The sequence below is a fragment of the Pseudomonas sp. Irchel s3a10 genome (assembly GCF_900187525.1).
In the GTDB taxonomy this organism is placed as follows: domain Bacteria; phylum Pseudomonadota; class Gammaproteobacteria; order Pseudomonadales; family Pseudomonadaceae; genus Aquipseudomonas; species Aquipseudomonas koreensis_G.
Genome location: NZ_FYDR01000016.1, coordinates 37,250 through 58,815 on the forward strand (window position 1 = coordinate 37,250; position 21,566 = coordinate 58,815).

General features: G+C 59.2%; 21 protein-coding genes and 1 pseudogene. 15 read left to right on the top strand and 7 right to left on the bottom strand.

Annotated elements, in window-relative coordinates; translation table 11 throughout:
• Positions 1-463: 463 nt before the first annotated feature.
• Positions 464-907 carry an RNA polymerase-binding protein DksA gene (dksA, locus tag CKW11_RS26735; protein ID WP_095140076.1) on the bottom strand — a complete coding sequence of 148 codons (444 nt, stop codon included), beginning with the start codon at positions 905-907 and terminating at the stop codon, positions 464-466.
• Positions 908-1,241: 334 nt separating this feature from the next.
• Here dksA and CKW11_RS26740 point away from each other — a divergent pair, with 334 nt between their 5' ends.
• Positions 1,242-2,414, top strand: coding sequence for a pyridoxal phosphate-dependent aminotransferase (locus CKW11_RS26740; protein ID WP_095140077.1), 1,173 nt, complete (start codon positions 1,242-1,244; stop codon positions 2,412-2,414).
• Positions 2,414-3,127, top strand: coding sequence for a DNA/RNA nuclease SfsA (gene sfsA / locus CKW11_RS26745; protein WP_095140078.1), 714 nt, complete (start codon positions 2,414-2,416; stop codon positions 3,125-3,127). The genes CKW11_RS26740 and sfsA overlap by 1 nt, the downstream gene beginning before the upstream one ends.
• Here sfsA and CKW11_RS26750 read toward each other — a convergent pair.
• Positions 3,124-3,441 carry a Rieske (2Fe-2S) protein gene (locus CKW11_RS26750; protein WP_095140079.1) on the bottom strand — a complete coding sequence of 106 codons (318 nt, stop codon included), beginning with the start codon at positions 3,439-3,441 and terminating at the stop codon, positions 3,124-3,126. The genes sfsA and CKW11_RS26750 overlap by 4 nt on opposite strands.
• Before the next feature lie 162 nt (positions 3,442-3,603).
• Here CKW11_RS26750 and CKW11_RS26755 point away from each other — a divergent pair.
• The 4 genes and pseudogenes from CKW11_RS26755 (at position 3,604) to CKW11_RS26770 (ending at position 7,149) form a co-directional block, all read left to right on the top strand.
• A pseudogene (locus CKW11_RS26755) lies at positions 3,604-4,476 on the top strand (hemin ABC transporter substrate-binding protein).
• Positions 4,477-4,526: 50 nt separating this feature from the next.
• Positions 4,527-5,510, top strand: a complete 984-nt coding sequence (locus CKW11_RS26760; RefSeq protein WP_177440045.1) for an iron ABC transporter permease — start codon at positions 4,527-4,529, stop codon at positions 5,508-5,510.
• A complete protein-coding gene (locus tag CKW11_RS26765; protein ID WP_095140081.1) occupies positions 5,510-6,277 on the top strand; it encodes a heme ABC transporter ATP-binding protein in 768 nt (255 codons plus the stop codon). The genes CKW11_RS26760 and CKW11_RS26765 overlap by 1 nt, the downstream gene beginning before the upstream one ends.
• Before the next feature lie 20 nt (positions 6,278-6,297).
• On the top strand, positions 6,298-7,149 hold the full coding sequence (locus CKW11_RS26770) for a ChaN family lipoprotein (RefSeq protein WP_095140082.1): 852 nt from the start codon (positions 6,298-6,300) through the stop codon (positions 7,147-7,149).
• 226 nt (positions 7,150-7,375) lie between these two features.
• On the opposite strand, the gene CKW11_RS26775 is transcribed toward CKW11_RS26770, so the two are convergent.
• The 4 genes from CKW11_RS26775 to CKW11_RS26790 all read right to left on the bottom strand — a co-directional run bounded on the left by CKW11_RS26775 (position 7,376) and on the right by CKW11_RS26790 (position 10,740).
• Positions 7,376-8,176: a Crp/Fnr family transcriptional regulator gene (locus CKW11_RS26775; protein ID WP_095140083.1), complete on the bottom strand. Its 801-nt coding sequence runs from the start codon at positions 8,174-8,176 to the stop codon at positions 7,376-7,378.
• Positions 8,177-8,192: 16 nt separating this feature from the next.
• Positions 8,193-8,465, bottom strand: a complete 273-nt coding sequence (locus CKW11_RS26780) for a TfoX/Sxy family protein (RefSeq protein ID WP_003228231.1) — start codon at positions 8,463-8,465, stop codon at positions 8,193-8,195.
• Positions 8,466-8,747: 282 nt separating this feature from the next.
• Complete coding sequence (locus CKW11_RS26785; RefSeq protein WP_095140084.1) at positions 8,748-9,092, bottom strand: pentapeptide repeat-containing protein; 345 nt, start codon at positions 9,090-9,092, stop codon at positions 8,748-8,750.
• A 91-nt stretch (positions 9,093-9,183) separates the two neighbouring features.
• Positions 9,184-10,740, bottom strand: coding sequence for a bifunctional aminoglycoside phosphotransferase/ATP-binding protein (locus CKW11_RS26790; RefSeq protein ID WP_095140085.1), 1,557 nt, complete (start codon positions 10,738-10,740; stop codon positions 9,184-9,186).
• Positions 10,741-10,856: 116 nt separating this feature from the next.
• Here CKW11_RS26790 and mrcB point away from each other — a divergent pair, with 116 nt between their 5' ends.
• From mrcB to CKW11_RS26805, 3 genes are read left to right on the top strand one after another with little or no spacing between them, the layout of a single operon-like run.
• Positions 10,857-13,181 (top strand): penicillin-binding protein 1B, encoded by a 2,325-nt coding sequence (gene mrcB / locus CKW11_RS26795; RefSeq protein WP_095140086.1) that lies wholly within the window; start codon positions 10,857-10,859, stop codon positions 13,179-13,181.
• Between the two features lie 16 nt (positions 13,182-13,197).
• Positions 13,198-13,953: a tetratricopeptide repeat protein gene (locus CKW11_RS26800; protein ID WP_095140087.1), complete on the top strand. Its 756-nt coding sequence runs from the start codon at positions 13,198-13,200 to the stop codon at positions 13,951-13,953.
• Positions 13,953-14,288, top strand: a complete 336-nt coding sequence (locus tag CKW11_RS26805; protein ID WP_007963922.1) for a YqcC family protein — start codon at positions 13,953-13,955, stop codon at positions 14,286-14,288. Before CKW11_RS26800 ends, CKW11_RS26805 begins: the two co-directional genes overlap by 1 nt.
• A gap of 114 nt (positions 14,289-14,402) precedes the next feature.
• On the opposite strand, the gene CKW11_RS26810 is transcribed toward CKW11_RS26805, so the two are convergent.
• Positions 14,403-14,819, bottom strand: a complete 417-nt coding sequence (locus tag CKW11_RS26810; RefSeq protein ID WP_095140088.1) for a DUF4124 domain-containing protein — start codon at positions 14,817-14,819, stop codon at positions 14,403-14,405.
• A 399-nt stretch (positions 14,820-15,218) separates the two neighbouring features.
• On the opposite strand from CKW11_RS26810, the gene CKW11_RS26815 reads away from it, so the two are divergent.
• From CKW11_RS26815 to msrQ, 6 genes are all read left to right on the top strand, one after another.
• A complete protein-coding gene (locus tag CKW11_RS26815) occupies positions 15,219-16,943 on the top strand; it encodes an acetolactate synthase 3 large subunit (RefSeq protein WP_041065497.1) in 1,725 nt (574 codons plus the stop codon).
• Between the two features lie 2 nt (positions 16,944-16,945).
• Positions 16,946-17,437, top strand: a complete 492-nt coding sequence (ilvN, locus tag CKW11_RS26820) for an acetolactate synthase small subunit (RefSeq protein ID WP_003205610.1) — start codon at positions 16,946-16,948, stop codon at positions 17,435-17,437.
• A 48-nt stretch (positions 17,438-17,485) separates the two neighbouring features.
• Positions 17,486-18,502: a ketol-acid reductoisomerase gene (ilvC, locus tag CKW11_RS26825; protein WP_007959661.1), complete on the top strand. Its 1,017-nt coding sequence runs from the start codon at positions 17,486-17,488 to the stop codon at positions 18,500-18,502.
• 147 nt (positions 18,503-18,649) lie between these two features.
• Positions 18,650-19,507 (top strand): CDP-diacylglycerol--serine O-phosphatidyltransferase, encoded by an 858-nt coding sequence (pssA, locus tag CKW11_RS26830; RefSeq protein ID WP_095140089.1) that lies wholly within the window; start codon positions 18,650-18,652, stop codon positions 19,505-19,507.
• Positions 19,508-19,570: 63 nt separating this feature from the next.
• Entirely contained in the window at positions 19,571-20,584 is a 1,014-nt protein-coding gene (gene msrP / locus CKW11_RS26835) for a protein-methionine-sulfoxide reductase catalytic subunit MsrP (RefSeq protein WP_095140090.1), read from the top strand.
• The gene (msrQ, locus tag CKW11_RS26840) at positions 20,584-21,195 is read left to right on the top strand and encodes a protein-methionine-sulfoxide reductase heme-binding subunit MsrQ (RefSeq protein ID WP_095140091.1); all 612 of its coding nucleotides are present in this window, start codon (positions 20,584-20,586) and stop codon (positions 21,193-21,195) included. Before msrP ends, msrQ begins: the two co-directional genes overlap by 1 nt.
• Positions 21,196-21,566: the final 371 nt, after the last annotated feature.

Consider the following 21,566-nt stretch of genomic DNA (forward strand, 5'->3'; position numbering starts at 1 on the left):
ATAACTTTTCAGGATTCACGCAGATTACCCCTGTGGGAGCGGGCTTGCTCGCGAAAGCGTCGGCTCAGACATATTTGATGTTAAATGACACACCGCCTTCGGGAGCAAGCCCCCTCCCACCAAAAGCGCAATCAGGGCAGAAGGCAGAAACATTACCCCTGTGGGAGCGGGCTTGCTCGCGAAAGTGTCGGCTCAGACATATTTGATGTTGAATGACGTACCGCCTTCGGGAGCAAGCCCCCTCCCACCAAAAGCGCAAACAGGGCAGAAGGCAGAAACATTACCCTTGTGGGAGCGGGCTTGCTCGCGAAAGCGTCAGTTCAGACAACCTGTATGTTGAATGACACACCGCATTCGGGAGCAAGCCCCCTCCCACAAAAGCAAGGCAAGGGCAAAGGCAAAAGGCAAAAGGCAGAAACAAAAACGGAGCGTTCGCACGCTCCGTTTTTCGTTCAGGTCGAGATTACTTGCCGACCTGCTTTTCCTTGATTTCAGCGAGGTTCTTGCAGTCGACGCACATGTCGGCTGTAGGGCGGGCTTCGAGGCGCTTGACGCCGATCTCGATGCCGCAGGAATCACACCATCCGTATTCGCCGTCTTCGATCAGTTGCAGAGTCTTGTCGATCTTCTTGATCAGCTTGCGCTCGCGATCACGGGCGCGCAGTTCGAGGGCGAACTCTTCTTCCTGACTGGCACGGTCGGCCGGGTCGGGGAAGTTGGCTGCTTCGTCCTTCATGTGATCAACAGTGCGGTCGACTTCCTGCATCAAGTCCAGTTTCCACTTGGTCAGGATCTTGCTGAAGTGCGCGCGCATCGGGGCGCCCATGTACTCCTCGCCTTCCTTCGGAACGTAAGGTTCGAAGCCGCTGATCGTCACTTGCTGCTGTTGCTTTGCTTGGGTGGGCATGAAATGGACCGCCTCTACTCTTGTAATCCATTGCGCAGGATTGCTCCATCACCGACACCTGCCGGCCCTGCGGCTGCAAGCGGGCGAACTTACCAGATCAATTCGGCCTGCGCTACTCCCGGATGTCGAGGCCCCGGCGGGTGGCGCTTGCAGAAGTCTGGCAAGCCATGTCTGACAGTGATGGAGACCTGATCAATCTCTGATTTTAGTCAATCCTGGAGCGTACGCGCATATCGTTACAGTCCAGCGTTCTTGAGGCTGTGACCGCGACGGGTTCTCGCTCGTTCCGGCAGATGGGTAGAATCGTCTCTTTTTCCCCGTCGAAGGAAAACCAATGGCTCAGCCTTACAGTGCGCGCAGTCGTGCGATCGAACCGTTCCATGTGATGGCGCTGCTGGCGCGGGCCAACGAACTGCAGGCCGAAGGTCACGACGTGATCCACCTGGAAATCGGCGAGCCGGACTTCACCACCGCCGAGCCGATCATCCGTGCCGGGCAAGCGGCGCTGACGGCAGGCAAGACCCGCTACACCGCCGCGCGGGGTATTCCCGAGTTGCGCGAGGCGATTTCCGGGTTCTATCAGACACGTTACGGCTTGAACATCGATCCACGACGGATCCTGATCACGCCGGGTGGCTCCGGCGCCCTGTTGCTGGCCAGTGCCTTGCTGGTGGATCCCGGCAAACACTGGCTGCTGGCCGACCCGGGTTATCCCTGCAACCGGCACTTCCTGCGTCTGGTCGAAGGCGCGGCGCAACTGGTCCCGGTCGGGCCGGACGTGCGTTACCAACTGACTCCGGATCTGGTGACGCGGCACTGGGACCACGACAGCGTTGGTGCCTTGGTGGCGTCGCCAGCCAACCCCACCGGGACCATCCTGACCCGCGATGAACTGGCCGGGTTATCCACAGCGATCAAGGCGCGGCACGGGCATCTGGTGGTGGACGAGATCTACCACGGCCTGACTTACGGCACCGATGCCGCCAGTGTGCTGGAAGTCGATGACAGCGCCTTTGTCCTCAATAGTTTCTCCAAATATTTCGGTATGACCGGTTGGCGTCTCGGCTGGCTGGTGGCGCCGGATGCGGCCGTCAGTGAGCTGGAAAAACTCGCCCAGAACCTGTACATCAGCGCCCCGAGCATGGCGCAGTACGCCGCTTTGGCCTGCTTCGAGCCGGACACCATCAGCATCCTCGAGGAGCGCCGCGCCGAATTTGGCCGCCGCCGCGACTTCCTTCTGCCGGCACTGCGCGAGTTGGGTTTCAACATCGCCGTCGAGCCTGAAGGGGCGTTTTACTTGTACGCCGATATCAGCCAGTTCGGCGGTGATGCCTTCGCGTTCTGCCGTCATTTCCTCGAAACCGAGCACGTTGCCTTCACCCCAGGGCTGGATTTCGGGCGTTATCAGGCCAGCCACCATGTGCGTTTCGCTTACACGCAAAACCTCCCTCGCTTACAGGAAGCGGTGGAACGTATCGCTCGCGGCTTGAAGAGCTGGCAAGGCTGATGCGCTTTTATCCGGCTCTGGAAGAGGCGCGGCTGATTCGTCGCTACAAACGTTTTCTTGCGGACGTTGAAACGGTCAATGGCGAGTTTTTGACCCTGCACTGCCCGAATACCGGCTCGATGCTCAACTGCCAAGTCGAAGGCGGGCAGGTGTGGTTCAGTCGCTCAAACGACCCGAAACGCAAGCTGCCCGGCACCTGGGAAATCGGTGAAACCCCGCAGGGCCGGCTGTTTTGCGTGAACACTGGCCGCGCCAACGCGCTGGTTGAAGAGGCGCTGCAGGCCGGAGTCATCAGTGAGTTGAACGGCTTCACGGCGCTTAAACGCGAAGTGGCGTACGGTCAGGAAAAGAGCCGCATCGATTTCCGCCTCGAATACCCGAGTGGCCCGGCCTACGTGGAAGTAAAAAGCGTCACGTTAGGCTTCGATGGAACCAACGTGGCGGCGTTTCCCGACGCGGTTACCCAGCGTGGTGCCAAACACCTGCGCGAGCTGGCGCATCTGGCCCGTGACGGTATTCGTGCGGTGCAGTTGTATTGCGTCAATCTCAGCGGCATCGAGGCCGTGCGACCTGCCGAGGAAATCGATTCGGCCTACGCGGATGCCCTGCGCGAGGCCGTTGCATGCGGGGTCGAAGTGCTGGCCTACGGCGTGCGCTTGAACCACGAAGAGATGGTGATCGACCGGCGGCTGGACGTTTTGCTCAACGGTTAAACATCTATCCACAGCCCCTGCGCATCTTCGCGGCAGGGGATGGCGGTCAGCGATTGCCCGGCGCAGGGCCCGGCGACGCATTCACCATCTTCGATCAGAAACAGTGCGCCGTGGGTGGCGCACTGGATCAGGCTGTTGCTCGGGTCGAGAAACTGGTCGGGCTGCCATTCCAGACCGACGCCGCGATGCGGGCAACGATTGAGATAAACATAGGCCTGGCCATTGCGGCGAACGGCAAACAGTTTGTTGCCATCGATTTCGAAACCACGGCTGCCGGCCTCAGCGAGATCGGTACCGGCGCACAAAAACTTCATGGCTATCCTCAAGTGTCGGCTCGTTTCAGGAAATGTCCGAGCTTGACGTTTAAATGCAAACAATTATCAAATGGCCGCCTCCGCCCACTCTGCGCAGCCGCCGCCAAGGATACTTGGCCTGCCGCTGTGCTGCCCGGGAAAACTGTTCAAGGAAAGCTGCGTATGCGCCTGAGTACCCGCGTTGTTGTGCTGTGTGTCGGACTGCTCGCCAGCCTTCAGGTGATAGCTGCCGATTTGCCGCAACGTTGGGTCAGTGCCGGTGGCGCGCTATCGGAGTGGGTGAGCGCGTTGGGCGGCGAATCCAAGCTGGTCGGCGTCGACACTACCAGCCAGCATCCGCAATCGCTGAGGAAGCTGCCCAGCATCGGCTATCAACGCAGTCTGTCGGCTGAGGGCATTCTCAGTCTGCGCCCGGATATCCTCATCGGCAGCTAAGAAATGGGCCCGCCGCCGGTCATCGCCCAGTTGAAGAGCGCGAAGGTGCGGGTCGAACTGTTCTCGGCACAGCCGGATTTGCCGACCCTGGAAAAAAACGTCACGCATCTGGGGCAGTTGCTGGGCGCGCAAGCGCTGGCGGCGCAGTTGCTGGAAAGTTATCAACAGCAGCTGACCGCGCAGAAAGCGCGAGTCGCCGAGTTGCAGGCTAAACAAAAGGCGCCCGGTGTGCTGGTGTTGATCGGGCATGCCGGCGGCAAACCGTTGATTGCCGGCAAGGACACTGCCGCCGACTGGCTATTGCAACAGGCCGGTGGGCACAACTTGGCGACACATACAGGTTACAAGCCGTTCTCCGTGGAATCGCTGGCCGGACTCGATCCCGAGGTGTTGGTTTTTGCTGATCGCGCGTTGAGCGGCGAGGCGGCAAAAGCGGCGTTGTTCAAGGAAAATCCGATTCTTCAATCTAGTCGTGCGGCCAAGACCGGTCGGGTACTGGAGCTGGATCCGACGCTGCTGGTCGGCGGGCTTGGGCCGCGGTTACCGGCGGCGTTGAAGGGTTTGTCTGACGGCTTCTACCCGAGTGCGAGCGGCCAATGACCGTACTGGTCAAACCACGGGGCCTGTTTATCGGCCTGACGTTGCTGTGTCTGCTGGCGATCTGGTTGTCGTTGGCGCTGGGGCCAGTCAGCCTGCCCCTTTTGGATACCTTGCGCGCTGCATTGCGCATGCTCGGTGTGCCGCTGGCGCCGGATGGTCTGGAGCAGGCTGAGCTGATCCTCGGGCAGATTCGCCTGCCGCGCACCTTGCTCGGCTTGGCCGTCGGCGGTGTGCTGGCATTGTCAGGTGTGGCGATGCAGGGTTTGTTTCGCAATCCGCTGGCCGATCCCGGGTTGGTCGGGGTCTCCAGTGGCGCGGCGCTCGGGGCGGCTGTAGCCATTGTCGGCGGTTCGTTTTTTGGCGGGTTGCCGGATTGGTTCGGGCCGTATCTGTTATCGGCGTGCGCGTTTCTCGGTGGGCTGGGGGTGACGGCGCTGGTCTATCGGCTTGGACGGCGCAACGGTCAGACCAACGTCGCGACCATGCTGTTGGCCGGGATCGCCCTGACAGCGCTGGCCAGCTCGGCAGTCGGGTTGTTCACCTATCTGGCGGATGACGCGACTTTGCGCACGCTGACTTTCTGGAATCTGGGCAGCCTCAATGGTGCGAGTTACGCGCGTCTGTGGCCGTTGCTGATCATCAGCACCGGCGTCGCGCTGTGGTTGCCGCGCCGCGCCAAGGCCCTGAATGCCTTGTTGCTCGGTGAGTCCGAAGCCGGGCACTTGGGGATCGATGTCGAACGGCTCAAGCGTGAATTGGTGTTCTGCACGGCGTTGGGTGTTGGCGCAGCGGTGGCAGCAGCCGGGATGATTGGCTTCGTCGGGTTGGTGGTGCCGCATCTGGTGCGTTTATTGGCCGGGCCGGATCACCGTGTGCTATTGCCCGCCTCGGTATTGGCCGGTGCCAGTCTATTGCTGCTGGCGGATCTGGTGGCTCGGCTGGCGCTGGCGCCGGCGGAATTGCCGATCGGTATCGTCACCGCGTTTATCGGCGCGCCGTTCTTCCTCTATCTGCTGCTGCGAGGACGTGCCTGATGTTGCGTGCGCACAATCTGCACATCCGCCGCGGGCGCAAGACCGTGCTCAGCGACGTCACCCTGCAACTCGAACCCGGTGAGGTGCTGGGTGTGCTCGGGCCGAACGGTGCCGGCAAAAGCACCTTGCTCGGTGCCTTGTGCGGAGAGCTGACGGCGAGTGAGGGCGAGGTGTTGCTCGACGACAAGGCGCTGAATCACTGGACAGGTACGCAGCGTGCCCAACGTCTGGCGGTATTGCCGCAGGTGTCGACGCTGGATTTTGCCTTTCGCGTGGAAGAAGTGGTCGGCATGGGCCGCTTGCCTTATCAGAGTGGTCGGGTGCGCGATGACGAGATTGTTGCGGCAGCGCTGGACGCTGCAGATGCCGGGCATCTGAGCGGGCGCAGTTATCTGGCATTGTCGGGGGGCGAGCGCCAGCGTGTGCATCTGGCGCGGGTGCTGGCGCAGTTATGGCCCGGGCAGGCCGGGCAAACCCTGTTGCTGGATGAGCCGACCTCGATGCTCGATCCCTTGCATCAGCACACCACGCTGCAAGCGGTGCGTGAGTTTGCCGATCGTGGCGCAGCAGTGTTGGTCATCCTGCATGATCTGAATCTGGCGGCACGCTATTGTGATCGGGTGTTGCTGCTCGAAGGCGGGCGCCCGGTGGCGCTGGATACGCCGCAGCAAGTCTTGCGACCGGACTCGCTCAAAGCCGTGTTCGGCCTTGAGGTATTGGTGCAGCCGCACCCGGAGCGTGGGCATCCGCTGATCATCGCCCGCTGATTTCTCATTGAGGTGATGGTATGCGCGGGATCTGGTTGTTAGCGGTGTTGTGGCTGACGGGGTGTCAGCATGTTGCGGCGCCGCCACCGGTCAGCGGTGAGATTCGCGATCTGCACAGCGGCCAGGTGCTGACAGCGCAGGAACTGCTGACGCGTCTGGCCAAGCCGCAACAGTTGATCATCGGCGAGCAACATGACAATGCGGATCATCACGCTGCGCAGCTGTGGCTGTTGCGGGCGCTCGGTGAGCAACGTCCTCAGGGCAGTCTGTTGCTGGAGATGCTCACGCCTGATCAACAGCCGAAAGTTGATCAGGTTCGTCATGCCGCAACGCCGCCCACCGATCTTGCCGCCGCGCTGGCCTGGCAGGATGGTTGGGACTGGAATCTCTATGGACCGATTGTTCGGTTTGCCCTCACGCAGCCCTATCCGCTGTTGGCGGCCAATCTGGATAACAGCGAAATCCGCGCGTTCTATCGTCAGCCGCCAGCCCAGAGCGGTGTTCGCAGCAATGCGGCCTTGGTGAAAGCCAAACTGTTAGAGCAGATCAGCGAATCACATTGCGGCTTGCTGCCCAAATCACAGATGCCGGCGATGCTCGCGGTTCAACAGCAGCGCGATCGCCGCATGGCCGAACGTTTGCTGGCAGCGCCGACGCCTGCCTTGTTGTTGGCGGGTGCCTGGCATGCGCGCAAAGATGCTGGCGTGCCGCTGCATGTTCTGGATCTGGGTGCAGCCCAGGCGCCAACGGTGCTGATGCTGGCCGAGCAAGGCGCCGAGGTGACTGCCGCGATGGCCGATTACGTCTGGTACACCCCGGCCACGCCCGCGCAGGATTACTGCGCGCAGATGCGCAAACAGTTCGGCCGATGACTTTTCCACAGGCAAAAAAAGACCCGGTAAAAACCGGGTCAAATAACCGTGATTAGCCTGATGAGGAGATAATCTGAGAGTCCGAACCAAGGGCTTTTCAGAATATCGACTGATCTCGCGACCAGTTGTGATAATCATAGAGATTCTCATTAGCGAGTCAACCACTGTTTTTTCATTTGCTTGATTTAGTCGTGCGAATGGCCGGAATGCCCCGGAAATACGGGACTCAACGTGGAGGTTTGACGGCACTCAGTTGCGTGATCTGTTGATTGAGCTGGCCGATGCGTCGGGCCATGCTCTCGATCAGGCTGTGGGCAATCTTCGGATTGTTGCGGGTCATGTTCAGAAACTGCTCTCCGGGAATCAGCATCACTGTGCTCGGCTCGCGAGCAATGACGGTAGCGTTACGCGGCTCGCCGGTGAACACCGCCATGGCGCCGAAAATCTCGTCCTTAGGCACTTCGCCAACCTTGTGCCCGTCAACAAATGCTTCGGCATGCCCATCGATGATCACGAAGACGTGATCGGCGGCATCGCCCTGCTGGATCAGTACTTCACCGCTCTCGACCCGCTTGAAGCCATTGGTGCTGCGAAACTCCCGCGGTTTCAGTTCGGCCACCGCATGAGCCAGCAGCGCCATCTGCCCCAGCAGATACTCAAGCCATTGCTCGGCCCGGCCCGGCTCGGCATACAAATGCTGGAACAAATCGGTTCGCCGATAGGGCAACAAGCGCAATGGCCCGTCGCTGCGCAGTCGGCAATCGGCCCAGGCGTCACCTTGCTGCAGCCCGATCAGATCGCCTTCCTGCCAGTAAAACAGCGCACGGCCGCCGATGGCGCCGTGGATCACGCCTTCTGTCAGCAGAAACAACTGATCGTGTGGGAGCTGTGCCATCAGGTTGTCAGAGATATCTGGCTCAAAGGCTGGCCCGCACGGCGCAAGCCCTTCCAGCCAGCGCGCGGGCAAGCTCTGCAAGCGATTGATCAGTGCATCGACCGGTGCCGATTGTTCTCCGAGCAGATACATGGCCGTCAGTGCCTGTTCAGTTCTTGTGGCGCGAGGAAATGGCTTCGAGCTGCTTGTTCAAGGCGTCTTTGCGTTCGGCCGGGATGTCGTTCCAGTGCACATCCATCAGCGCCCCTTCGATCGCGTACAACAACACCTTTGACGCGCGAAACCCGCGGGTGCGCACGGCCCGATAGGCGTCTACCGCCCCCAGGCGACGCAAGTCCGAGGCGCTGTGGATGCCCACGGCATGCAGCCACTGCGCCGACGTCTTGCCAAGATTCTTCAGGTGTTGCAGTTCATCATTCATCAAGCCTCCTTGCGACGGCCGAATGGTGCGTGGGCGATCTTCTCAGGAGTGTAGCCATCAGTAGGAAAAGCGTGGTTGTTTGGTCGGATTAGACGCAAACGCTACTAAGAAAGGGGGGGCGAACGCAGAAAGGAGGGACGAAAACGCGGAAAATGAAGGTGGGAGTGGGCGCTCGCGAAGGGGGCCTTTCAGCCAACAGATGTATCGACTGACACTACGCCTTCGCGAGCAAGCCCGCTCCCACAGGGGAAAGGCGTCGGGTCAGAGAAAGATAAAAAAGGATCAGCGGGTGCGATAACGCAGGCGTGTACCAAAATTCATCGACATCAGGATCTCGTCGGCACTCAGCTCCGGCGGAAAATACGCTCCGGAAATCTGTGCGTGCGCCAGGCTTGCGCCTTCGAGCGATGAATTACGGAAATCGATGCCGCGCAAATCGGCGGAGCGAAAGTACGCGTCCCGGAAATCCACGCCATCGGCGTTCAGTTCACGCAGATCGAGACCACGAAAGTCGCCGCCGACCATGTCGATCGGGCCGTCTTGCGGGCGTTCCTTGTTGAAGCCTGTGATGTCGTCTTTGTGCAGCAAGGCATAAAGCGGGGTATCGAGAAGTTTCGGCTGGCTCATGTCAGATCACCTGTTGGTTTTATGACGCCAGTATAGTGCCACTATTTGACGGCCGTGAAGCAAGCGAGGGCTTCACGGCCGAAATAGTTTCTTACAGGCCCGGCAGACGCTGGCGGATCTGCGCCACAACGGTGTCGAGCGTCCCGCTTTCATTGGTTTGCACGCGTTTGCTGCGCAGGATTTCTTCTGGCGTCAGGGCTTCGCGGCTGGCTTGCTGAGCCTCGATCACGGCCAGCGTGGCATCGGAAGGATCTTTCTGGTCGGCCTGACGGATCGCCAGCCAGCTCTCGATCACCGCTTGCGGCGCGTTGCAGTCGAGGATCAGGAACGGTGTGCCGGTGGCTTCAGCGATTTTTGCCGCGCTATCGCGTTGTTCGCGCTTGAGGTAAGTCGCGTCGATCACCACCGGGAAACCGGCGTGCAGGATCACTTCAGCGATTTCATGCAGACGGGCATAGGTCGCGGCGCTGGCATCAGCACTGTAAATCCCTGCCTGCACATCGTTGGCTACGGTTTGCTCGCCGAACAGGCGCTTGCGCTCGACGTCGGAACGCAGGCGAATCGCGCCCAGCGCTTCGACCAGACGCATGGCCACGTGGCTCTTGCCGACCGCCGATACGCCGTGGGTAATTGCCATGAAGCGCGAAGGAATGGTGCTGTAGCTTTCTGCAAGGTTGGCGTAGTTGCGGTACTGGCGCAGGGTAGTGGCGCGTTGCACCGGGGTGGCGTCCGCCGGCATGCTGAACAGCGCGACTTTGGCACGAACCAGCGCGCGGTAGGCTTTATAGAAGTTCAGCACTTCCAGGCCTTGATAGTCGCCGGTCAGCTCCAGGTACTGGCTGATGAAGCGGCGGGCGAGGGATTTCAGACCGCGGTCTTCCAGGTCCATCGCCAGGAAACCGGTATCGGCCCAGACGTCAGTGAAGCGGAACGGTTCGTTGAACTCGATGCAGTCGAAGATCACCACTTTGCCATTGATGACAGTGGCGTTGCCCAGGTGGATGTCGCCGTGGCATTCGCGGGTGAAACCCTCGGCCTTGCGTTGGGCGAACAGGGGCTTGAGGCGTTCGAAGCTGCTTTCGGCCCAGGCTTTCAGCGCTTCAAGTTGCAGCAAATCGTTTTTATCGCTGAGGAACGGCAGAATCTGTTCGAAGTTTTGCGCGACCGGGGCCATCACCGCATCCGGGGTGCCGGCTTCGTGCTCGGCCGGAACCTTCGGTGCGCTGAGGTGGAATTTGGCAATCTGCTCGGCCATCTCATCGATGTGCTGGGTGGTCAGCTCACCGTTGGCTTGCAGGGTGCTGAGCAGGCCGGCCTGCGGGAATTGACGCATTTTCAGCACATATTCGATCACCGGGCCGTCGCCACCCAGTTGCGGCGCTTCGACGCTGCCGGTCACCGGCAACACGTCCAGATACAAATCATCGGTCAGACGTTGGTTCAGACGCAGTTCTTCAGCACAGAAATGTGCGCGCGACTCCAGGCCGGTGAAGTCGAGGAAGCCGAAATTCACCGGCTTCTTCACTTTATAAGCAAAGGGGCCAGTGAGGATCACCCACGAGATATGGGTTTCGATGACCTGGAACCCTTCGACTGGGTGCGGGTAGAGGGCCGGGTTTTGCAGGGCAGCGATCAGGGACTGGCTCACGGGCGATCCTTCAGAGACTGGGAAATTCGAGGTCGCCATTATGGCCGCTCGCCAGCCCGACGCAAACCTCGGAGCGCTCCTGTTGAGGATGAATAAAGTGCGTATAATCCGCCGCCATGACTCGAACTCGATCCCCCCGTACCAAGAAAAAACCAGTCTCCAAGGGCCTTAGCCCGTGGTTGAGCTGGGCCATTAAACTCAGCCTGGTCGGCCTTGTGGTGCTGGCCGGCTTCGCCGTTTACCTCGATGCCGTGGTGCAGGAGAAGTTCTCCGGCAAGCGCTGGACCATCCCGGCCAAGGTTTACGCGCGGCCGCTCGAGCTGTTCGTCGGACAAAAGCTCAGCAAAGACGATTTCCTCACTGAACTCGATGCCTTGGGCTATCGCCGCGAAGCCGTGAGCAATGGCCCCGGCGCTGCCGCCGTCAACGGCAATACCGTTGATCTGAATACCCGCGGCTTCCAGTTCTATGAAGGCCTGGAAAAAGCCCAGCCAGTACGCGTGCGTTTCTCTGGCGACTATGTGGCCGAGCTCTCCGGGCTCAACGGCGGTAAATTGTCCGTGGTGCGGCTCGAGCCGCTGATGATCGGCGGCATCTACCCGAAAAACCTCGAAGACCGCATCCTGATCAAGCTCGATCAGGTGCCGCCGTATCTGCTGGAAACCCTGGTAGCAGTTGAAGATCGCGACTATTACAGCCACTGGGGCGTGTCGCCGAAGTCGATTGCCCGGGCGATCTGGGTCAACACCTCTGGCGGCAAGATGACCCAGGGCGGTAGTACGCTGACCCAGCAATTGGTCAAGAACTTCTACCTCACCAACGAGCGCAGCCTGAGCCGCAAACTCACCGAAGCGATGATGGCGATGCTGCTGGAACTGCACTACGACAAAAAGGAAATCCTTGAGGCCTACCTCAATGAAGTCTTTGTCGGGCAAGACGGTCAGCGTGCGGTGCACGGTTTCGGTCTGGCCAGCCAGTTCTTCTTCGGCCAGCCACTGTCCGAGCTGAAGCTGCATCAGGTCGCGTTGCTGGTCGGCATGGTCAAGGGCCCGTCTTACTACAACCCGCGGCGCAATCCGGAGCGTGCGCTGGAACGCCGTAATCTGGTGCTCGACGTGCTTGAGCAGCAAGGCGTGGCGACTGCCGAGCAGGTTGAAGCGGCGAAGAAAATGCCCTTGGGCGTGACCACGCGCGGCAAGCTTGCCGACAGCTCGTTTCCGGGCTTTATCGATCTGGTCAAACGCCAGTTGCGCGAAGACTACCGCGACGAAGACTTGACCGAAGAAGGCCTGCGGATCTTCACCAGTTTCGACCCGATCCTGCAGATGAAAGCAGAAGCCTCGGTCAACGACACCTTTAAACGTCTGGCCGGGCGCAAAGGCTCTGATGACGTGGAAGCAGCGATGGTCGTGACCAATCCGGAAACCGGCGAAGTCCAGGCGATGATCGGCAGCCGTCAGGCCAGTTATGCCGGTTTCAACCGCGCACTGGACGCGGTGCGGCCGATCGGTTCGTTGATCAAACCGGCGGTTTATCTGACCGCGCTGGAGAAACCGAGCCAGTACACACTGACCAGTTGGCTGTCCGACGATCCGTTGTCGGTCAAAGGCGCGAACGGTCAGGTGTGGAAACCGCAGAATTATGATCGCCGCTCCCACGGTACCGTGTTCCTCTATCAAGGCCTGGCGCATTCCTACAACCTGTCGACCTCGCGTCTGGGTCTGGAAGTCGGCGTGCCTAACGTGCTCAAGACCTTGGGGCGTCTGGGTGTGACGCGTGAGTTCCCTGCATTCCCGTCTATGTTGCTGGGCGCCGGTGGCATGACTCCGATCGAAGTCGCGACCATGTACCAGACCCTCGCCAACGGTGGTTTCAATACGCCGATGCGCGGGATTCGCAGCGTGCTGACCGCCGATGGCGAGCCACTCAAGCGTTATCCGTTCCAGATCGAGCAGCGTTTCGATCCGGCGTCCATCTACCTGATCCAGAACGCCATGCAGCGGGTCATGCGTGAAGGTACCGGCAGCTCGGTTTACAACGTGCTGCCCAAGACCCTCACGCTGGCCGGCAAGACCGGTACCAGTAACGATTCGCGTGACAGCTGGTTCGCCGGTTTCAGTCAGGATCTGCTGGCCGTGGTCTGGCTCGGTCGTGACGACAACGGCAAGACTCCGTTTACCGGTGCGACCGGTGCGTTGCAGGTCTGGACCAGTTTCATGCGCAAGGCCGATCCGCTGCCGCTGGACATGCCGCAGCCGGACAACATCGTGCAGGCGTGGGTCGATTCGCGTACCGGACAAGGCTCTGATGCCAACTGTCCGGGGGCGGTACAGATGCCGTATATTCGCGGCAGCGAACCACCACCCGGCGCCGCGTGTGCAAGCGAAACGCCTGCCTCGCCAGAGTCGGTGATGGATTGGGTCAAGGGCTGGATGAATTAAGCAAAGAGGGTTTCAAGTGAACAAGTGGTTGATTCCAGCGGTGACCGCCGTGGCTTTGCTCAGCGGCTGCTCTACCGTACAGCGTGGTTCGATCCCAGTGGTGGATTCCGGCACGGCCGTGTCCAATAGCGAACGGCTGTCGGCCAACGGCGGTTTTCGCAAGACGACAGTCACACGCCCAGTCCAGGGCCAGGCGCAATCTCAGGCCATCCCGCAAGGCGATACCGGCGTGGTGGTGATGGTGCCGGGTGGCGGCGCCACGACATCGGCGCCGATCAGCTCCTCGCCGATCGTGCCGGGCCCGGCGTCTGGCGGTATCACCGCAGGGCCGTACAACCCGACGCCGGTCGAGTCGGCGCCGATCAACTCCGGCAGTTACAGCATGCCTTCGACGCCAAGCGGGATTCCTTCGGCCAGCAGTGGCGGTGGTCTGTCGGCGGACGAGCAACTGGACGGTCCGGTCCTCGCCTTGCTGACCACCGCACAGCAGCAACAGGCCGGTGGCGACCTCAACGGTGCGTCTTCCAGCCTCGAGCGCGCGCAACGCGTTGCCCCGCGTGAGCCGCAAGTGCTTTATCGTCTGGCGCAAGTACGCATGGCTCAAGGCGATGCGCCGCAGGCCGAGCAGTTCGCCCGTCGGGCGCTGACCATGGCCAACGGTCGTCCGGACTTGCAGGCCAGCCTGTGGGAAATCATCGCGCAGTCACGTGAGAAGCAGGGCGACTCCGCCGGTGCGGCGCTGGCTCGTCAGAAGGCCAAGGTTTCGCTGTGATGGATTCCCGTTTCCCGAAAATCGCCGATCAGTTGCTGTTGATCGAGCGCGAACTGCGCACGCAGGGTTGGTGGGATGAGGTCCAGCCATCGGCCGAAGCCCTGAGCAGTGTCGAACCGTTTTCGGTCGACACGCTGGATTTCGAGCAATGGCTGCAATGGATCTTCCTGCCGCGGATGAAGATGATCCTCGAACAGGATCTGCCGCTGCCCAATGCCTCGGGCATTCAGGAAATGGCTGAAATGGTCTTCGCCCAGCGCAATCTGCAGGGCAAGGATCGCCAACTGCAGGTGCTGCTCAAAGAGTTTGACCTGCTGATTACCGCCTCGCGCTAGTGCCGATCTCCCTGTAGGAGCTGCCGCAGGCTGCGATCTTTTGATCTGCTCTTGGAAGCAAGGTCAAAAGATCGTCCGATCGCGGCCCGAACCTGCGGCAGCTCCTACAGGTGACTATTCGCAGTTCTGCGCAATCTGCTTCTGCGCTTCGACAATGCGCTCCTGACGCTGCGCATCATCCAGCCGCCGTAATTGTCCCTCCACTTCCTCCCTCAACCGCGGATTGTTCTGCAATTGCGCCAGGTTCGTCCGTGCCTGTTCGCAAAATGCCTTGAGCTGCGCCTGCTGCTCCGCCACCTGTTTCTTCACCTTGTCGTCGATGGCTTTCTGATCGCCCAACGCACCACTGCCAGGCATGGCGGCAGGTTTCGGTGGGGGCGAGGAGGGCGTCTGCACAGTCGTCGCCGGCAGCCCTTGCGGTGGCTGCGCATCGAAGTGCGTGACGCCCTGGGCATCGACCCATTTGTAGATCTGAGCGGCCGAGCACCATGGGCTGAGGCCGATCAGCAGAGTTAACAGAAGCGTTCGCATGCTGATTCCTTGGCAAAATTGCGCAATTGACGCTAACAGAGTAGCTGTTTTCAGGTTTTTTCTTGCGTTCTCATGTGCTTACCCACAATTAAGCACATTGACGGCTTGACTTGGAGAGGGCGAAACAGAAGAATCCAAAGTCCGCTGTAGAGGGACTGCCAGAAGCAGACCCACTCGGTAGATCATGAGGCGCATATCCGCGTCGACCTGTTACACCCGCAACGCGTTACCTCGCGCTGGGTGGGAAAGGCCCGCAACACTTGGGACGATCCCAATACTTGCTCAGTCAGTGCTGACGTAGTCGGCGACCACCGTCGCTCATGCTCTGCCGAGAAGTAAACCTATTAAGACCCGCCCCTTTTGTGTGGACGGTATTCTGGCGTTTTAGAGGTGAACAACGTGGAGCTTTTATCTGGCGGTGAGATGCTCGTCCGCTTTTTGCGTGACGAAGGCGTCAAATATATCTACGGGTACCCGGGTGGTGCTCTCCTTCATGTTTACGATGCCCTGTTCAAAGAACCGGAAGTGACCCACATCCTGGTTCGTCATGAACAAGCGGCTACCCATATGGCTGACGGCTACGCCCGTGCCACCGGTAAAGCCGGCGTGGTACTGGTGACATCAGGTCCTGGCGCCACAAACGCCATCACCGGTATCGCCACCGCCTATATGGATTCGATTCCAATGGTGATCATTTCCGGTCAGGTGCCAAGCACCATGGTCGGCACCGACGCGTTCCAGGAAACCGACATGATCGGTATCTCCCGGCCGATCGTGAAGCACAGTTTCATGATCAAGCACGCTTCGGAAATCCCGGAAGTCATGAAGAAGGCGTTCTACCTGGCGCAATCCGGTCGTCCGGGCCCGGTCGTGGTCGATATCCCGAAAGACATGACCAACCCGGCCGAAAAGTTCGAATACGTCTTCCCGAAAAAAGCCAAGCTGCGTTCCTACAGCCCGGCCGTCCGCGGCCACTCCGGGCAAATCCGCAAGGCGGCAGAAATGCTCCTGGCGGCCAAGCGTCCTGTGCTCTATTCCGGTGGCGGCGTGATCCTCGGCAACGGTTCCGCACCGCTGACCGAACTGGCGAAAATGCTCAACCTGCCAGTGACCAACACCCTGATGGGCCTGGGCGGTTTCCCAGGCACCGACCGGCAGTTCATCGGCATGCTCGGCATGCACGGCAGCTACACCGCCAACCTGGCGATGCACCATGCCGACGTGATCCTCGCTGTCGGCGCGCGTTTCGATGACCGGGTGATCAACGGCGCGGCGAAGTTCTGCCCGAATGCCAAGATCATCCACATCGACATCGACCCGGCTTCAATCTCCAAGACCATCAAGGCCGACGTGCCAATCGTTGGCCCGGTGGAGAGCGTCCTGACCGAAATGGTCGCGATCCTCAAGGAAATCGGTGAGACCCCGAACAAGGAGTCCGTTGCCAGTTGGTGGAAGCAAGTTGATGAATGGCGTGGTGATCGCGGCCTGTTCCCTTATGAAAAGGGCGACGGCAGCCTGATCAAGCCACAGACCGTGATCGAAACCCTGTGCGAAGTGACCAAGGGCGATGCCTTCATCACTTCCGACGTGGGCCAGCACCAGATGTTCGCTGCGCAGTACTACAAGTTCAACAAGCCTAACCGCTGGATCAACTCCGGTGGCCTGGGCACCATGGGCTTCGGTTTCCCGGCGGCCATGGGCATCAAGTTGAGCTTCCCGGATGACGACGTTGCCTGCGTCACTGGCGAAGGCAGCATCCAGATGAACATCCAGGAACTGTCGACCTGCCTGCAATACGGCTTGCCGGTGAAAATCGTCATCCTGAACAACGGCGTTCTGGGGATGGTTCGTCAATGGCAGGACATGAGCTACGGCAGCCGTCACTCGCACTCTTACATGGAGTCGCTGCCTGACTTCGTCAAACTGGCTGAAGCCTACGGTCACGTCGGCGTGCGCATCACCGATTCGAAAGATTTGAAGTCGAAGATGGAAGAAGCGTTCGCCATGAAGGACCGTCTGGTGGTGATCGATATTTCGGTCGATACCAGCGAGCACGTCTATCCGATGCAGATCAAAGACGGCTCCATGCGCGATATGTGGCTGAGCAAGACGGAGCGTACTTAATCATGCGGCACATTATTTCCCTGCTTCTGGAAAACGAACCCGGCGCTTTGTCTCGCGTAGTCGGCCTGTTCTCGCAGCGCAACTACAACATTGAAAGCCTGACGGTGGCGCCAACCGAAGACCCGACGCTGTCGCGTCTGACGCTGACCACTGTCGGCCACGATGAAATCATCGAGCAGATCACCAAAAACCTGAACAAGCTGATCGAAGTGGTCAAGCTGGTGGACCTGTCGGAAAGCGCTCATATCGAGCGCGAGCTGATGCTGGTCAAGGTCAAGGCCACTGGCGCCCAGCGCGCCGAGATCAAACGCACCACCGATATTTACCGTGGACAGATCGTCGATGTCAGCGCCAGCGTGTATACCGTTCAATTGACCGGTACCAGCGACAAGCTCGACAGCTTCATTCAATCCATCGGCACCGCATCGATTCTGGAAACCGTCCGTAGCGGCGTGACCGGCATTGCCCGCGGCGACAAAGTACTCAGCATCTAAACCAAATTAGCGAATGGCCTGAACGGCCTGGATATATAGGGGAAATTCATGAAAGTTTTCTACGATAAAGACTGCGACCTGTCGATCATCCAGGGCAAGAAAGTTGCCATCATCGGTTACGGTTCCCAGGGCCACGCCCAAGCGTGCAACCTGAAAGATTCCGGTGTCGACGTTACCGTTGGTCTGCGTAAAGGTTCGGCCACTGTTGCCAAAGCCGAAGCTCACGGCCTGAAAGTGACCGACGTGGCTGCCGCTGTTGCTGGCGCCGACCTGGTCATGATCCTGACCCCGGACGAATTCCAGTCCCAGCTGTACAAGAACGAAATCGAGCCGAACATCAAGAAAGGCGCCACCTTGGCCTTCTCCCACGGCTTCGCGATTCACTACAACCAGGTTGTTCCGCGTGCCGACCTCGACGTGATCATGATCGCGCCGAAAGCTCCGGGCCACACCGTACGTTCCGAGTTCGTGAAGGGTGGCGGTATCCCTGACCTGATCGCGATCTACCAGGACGCTTCGGGCAACGCCAAAAACGTTGCACTGTCCTACGCAGCTGGCGTGGGTGGCGGTCGTACCGGCATCATCGAAACCACCTTCAAGGACGAGACCGAAACCGACCTGTTCGGCGAACAAGCCGTTCTGTGTGGCGGTACCGTTGAGCTGGTGAAAGCCGGTTTCGAAACTCTGGTTGAAGCTGGCTACGCGCCGGAAATGGCCTACTTCGAGTGCCTGCACGAACTGAAACTGATCGTTGACCTCATGTACGAAGGCGGTATCGCCAACATGAACTACTCGATCTCCAACAACGCCGAATACGGCGAGTACGTGACCGGCCCGGAAGTGATCAACGCCGAATCCCGTCAGGCCATGCGCAACGCCCTGAAACGTATTCAGGACGGCGAATACGCCAAAATGTTCATCAGCGAAGGCGCAACCGGCTACCCTTCGATGACCGCCAAGCGTCGTAACAATGCCGCTCACGGTATCGAAATCATCGGCGAGCAACTGCGCTCCATGATGCCGTGGATCGGTGCCAACAAGATCGTCGACAAAGCCAAAAACTAAGTCGTCATCCTTGTACGAAAAACGCGGCCTCGGCCGCGTTTTTTCGTTTGAGGCGGTGGTTCTGGTATAAAGCTGCATCGTTTGTGGCCGAACTGTCGTCCTCAAGCCTCTGTCGAATTTTCTCCAAACCGTTGCAAGGTAATGTCCATGAGCGAACGTCCCGAAGAGCCGAACCAGGCTTCTGACGCCGAAAGCCTGCTGCCCATCGATGAGCACATCGAGGAAGGGCACGACGCAGAAGGTCGTAAAGTCCGGCATCGTGGTATCTATCTGCTGCCGAATCTGTTCACCACTGCGAACCTGTTTGCAGGGTTTTATTCCATCATCAACTCGATGAGTGCCCAGGCTGCCTTGAGCGCCGGTGACTCTGCGAATGCGAGCAAGTATTTCGCCTTTGCCGCGATCGCGATTTTCGTGGCCATGGTGCTCGATGGTCTTGATGGCCGCGTAGCGCGCATGACCAATACGCAAAGTGCCTTCGGCGCCGAGTATGACTCGCTTTCGGACATGGTCGCTTTTGGTGTCGCACCGGCGCTACTGGCCTTTGGCTGGGCATTGGGTGACATGGGCAAGGTCGGCTGGATGGTTGCCTTCATCTATGTGGCCGGCGCAGCGTTGCGTCTGGCGCGCTTCAATACTCAGGTGGGTACGGCTGACAAGCGCTACTTCATCGGTCTGGCCAGTCCGGCGGCTGCCGGTGTGGTCGCGGGGATTGTCTGGGCGTTCAGCGATTACGGTATTCAAGGTTCGAAGATGTCGTTCCTGGTCGCACTGATGGTTGCGGCGGCCGGCATGCTGATGGTCAGTAATATCAAGTACAACAGCTTTAAAGAGCTGGATCTGAAAGGTCGCGTACCGTTCGTGGCGATCCTTGCGGTGGTGCTGGTGTTCGCCGTGGTCTTCAGCGATCCACCGCGCATTCTGCTGCTGGTGTTCCTCGCCTACGCCGCTTCTGGCCCGGTGCAGTACCTGTTGCATCTTCGTCGGCACAAAAAAGCCGAGTGATGTAATTTCCCGCATACTCCGCAGTCTATGGGTGCATCAGTCCTCCAAAGCTGCGGAGTTGCCATGTTGATCAAAGTCCCCAAAGCGTCCGACTGCCACGAGTCGGATGTCACGCCTGAATCCATTTATCTGTCCCGTCGCCAATTGTTGGGGGCTACTGCTGCCGGACTTGCCGTCAGTAGCCTGCCGCGCTGGGCCAATGCCGAGGATGCCGCTCGGTACGCCGATGTCGAACCCGGTAAAGCGCCTGCCTGGTTTACCGACAAGCTGTCCTCTACTAAATGGGGCGCAGTCAACGTCAAGGATGAGGCGATCACGCCTTATAAAGACGCAACCCATTACAACAACTTCTATGAGTTCGGCACCGACAAGGGCGATCCGGCCGCCAATGCCGGTTCGCTGAAAACCGAGCCGTGGAGCGTTGTCGTCGATGGGGAGGTGGGTAAGCCAGGGCGTTACGCGCTGGAAGACTTCATGAAACCGTACCAGTTGGAGGAGCGTATTTATCGCCTTCGCTGTGTTGAGGCGTGGTCGATGGTTATCCCGTGGATGGGTTTTCCGATTTCTGCGCTGCTCAAACAGGTCGAGCCGACCTCCAAGGCCAAATACATTCGCTTCGAAACCCTGCAGGATCCCAAGAGCATGCCAGGTCAGCGCTCGGGTTTTGCCCTGATCGACTGGCCTTATGTAGAAGGCTTGCGCCTGGACGAGGCGATGAATCCCCTGGCGATTCTGGCGGTTGGCATGTATGGCCGTGAGTTGCCGAATCAGAACGGTGCGCCGCTGCGTCTGGTGGTGCCGTGGAAGTATGGCTTCAAGAGTGTGAAGTCCATTGTGCGGATCAGTCTGGTCAGCGAGCAGCCCAAGACGACTTGGCAGAGCATCGCGGCAGATGAATACGGTTTTTATGCCAACGTGAATCCGACGGTTGATCACCCGCGCTGGACTCAGGCGCGGGAACGGCGTCTGCCGAACAGTCTGTTCAAGCCGAATGTGCGTGATACGCAGATGTTCAACGGCTACGCGGATGAAGTCGCTTCTTTATATACAGGGCTCGATCTGCGGAAGAACTACTGATGCGATATCCGTTCTGGCGTGTAGGTGTTTTCATCGCAGCGGCGATCTGGCCATTGCTTTGGTTTTATCAGGCGTTCGCTGATCTGCTGGGGCCGGATCCTGGCAAAGTCCTGGTTGATCGATTGGGGCTTGGGACGCTGGTATTGCTGCTGATCACTTTGAGCATGACGCCGTTGCAGAAAATGACGGGTTGGGCGGGCTGGATTGCTGTACGCCGTCAGTTGGGACTTTGGTGTTTTGCCTATGTGGTTCTGCATCTGTTCAGTTATATGGCGTTCATCCTTGGTTTCGACTGGTCTCAGTTGGGCGTGGAGTTGCGTAAGCGGCCGTACATTATTGTGGGGACGCTGGGTTTCCTTGGTCTGTTGGCGTTGGCGGTTACGTCCAATCGCTACAGTCAGCGCCGCTTGGGTGTGCGCTGGAAGAAACTGCATCGGTTGGTGTACGTGATTTTGGGGCTCGGATTGCTGCATATGCTATGGATTGTGCGGGCAGATCTCAGGGAGTGGGCGATCTATGCCTTTATAGGCGCGATGCTCCTATTGCTACGTGTGCCTGCGGTTGCCCGTCGAATCCCGCGGTTGTTGGCTAAAAAGCAGGTTTTGCAATAAAACTGAAATTAACGGTTGACGGCAGATTTCAGATGTCTATAATTCGCCCCACTTCCGGCGCAGTCGAAACGGAAAACTCCTTGAGATTCAATGAGTTGCGTAGTTTTCGGCAGCAAGCTGCTTCGGTTCATCGAAGCCAAAAGGAAGTTGAAAAAGAGGTGTTGACAGCAGCGTGTAACGCTGTAGAATTCGCCTCCCGCTGACGAGAGATCGGAAGCGCAAGTGGTTGAAGTTGTTGAAGAATTCTTCGAAAACTTCTGAAAATAATCACTTGACAGCAAATGAGGCTGCTGTAGAATGCGCGCCTCGGTTGAGACGAAAGATCTTAACCAACCGCTCTTTAACAACTGAATCAAGCAATTCGTGTGGGT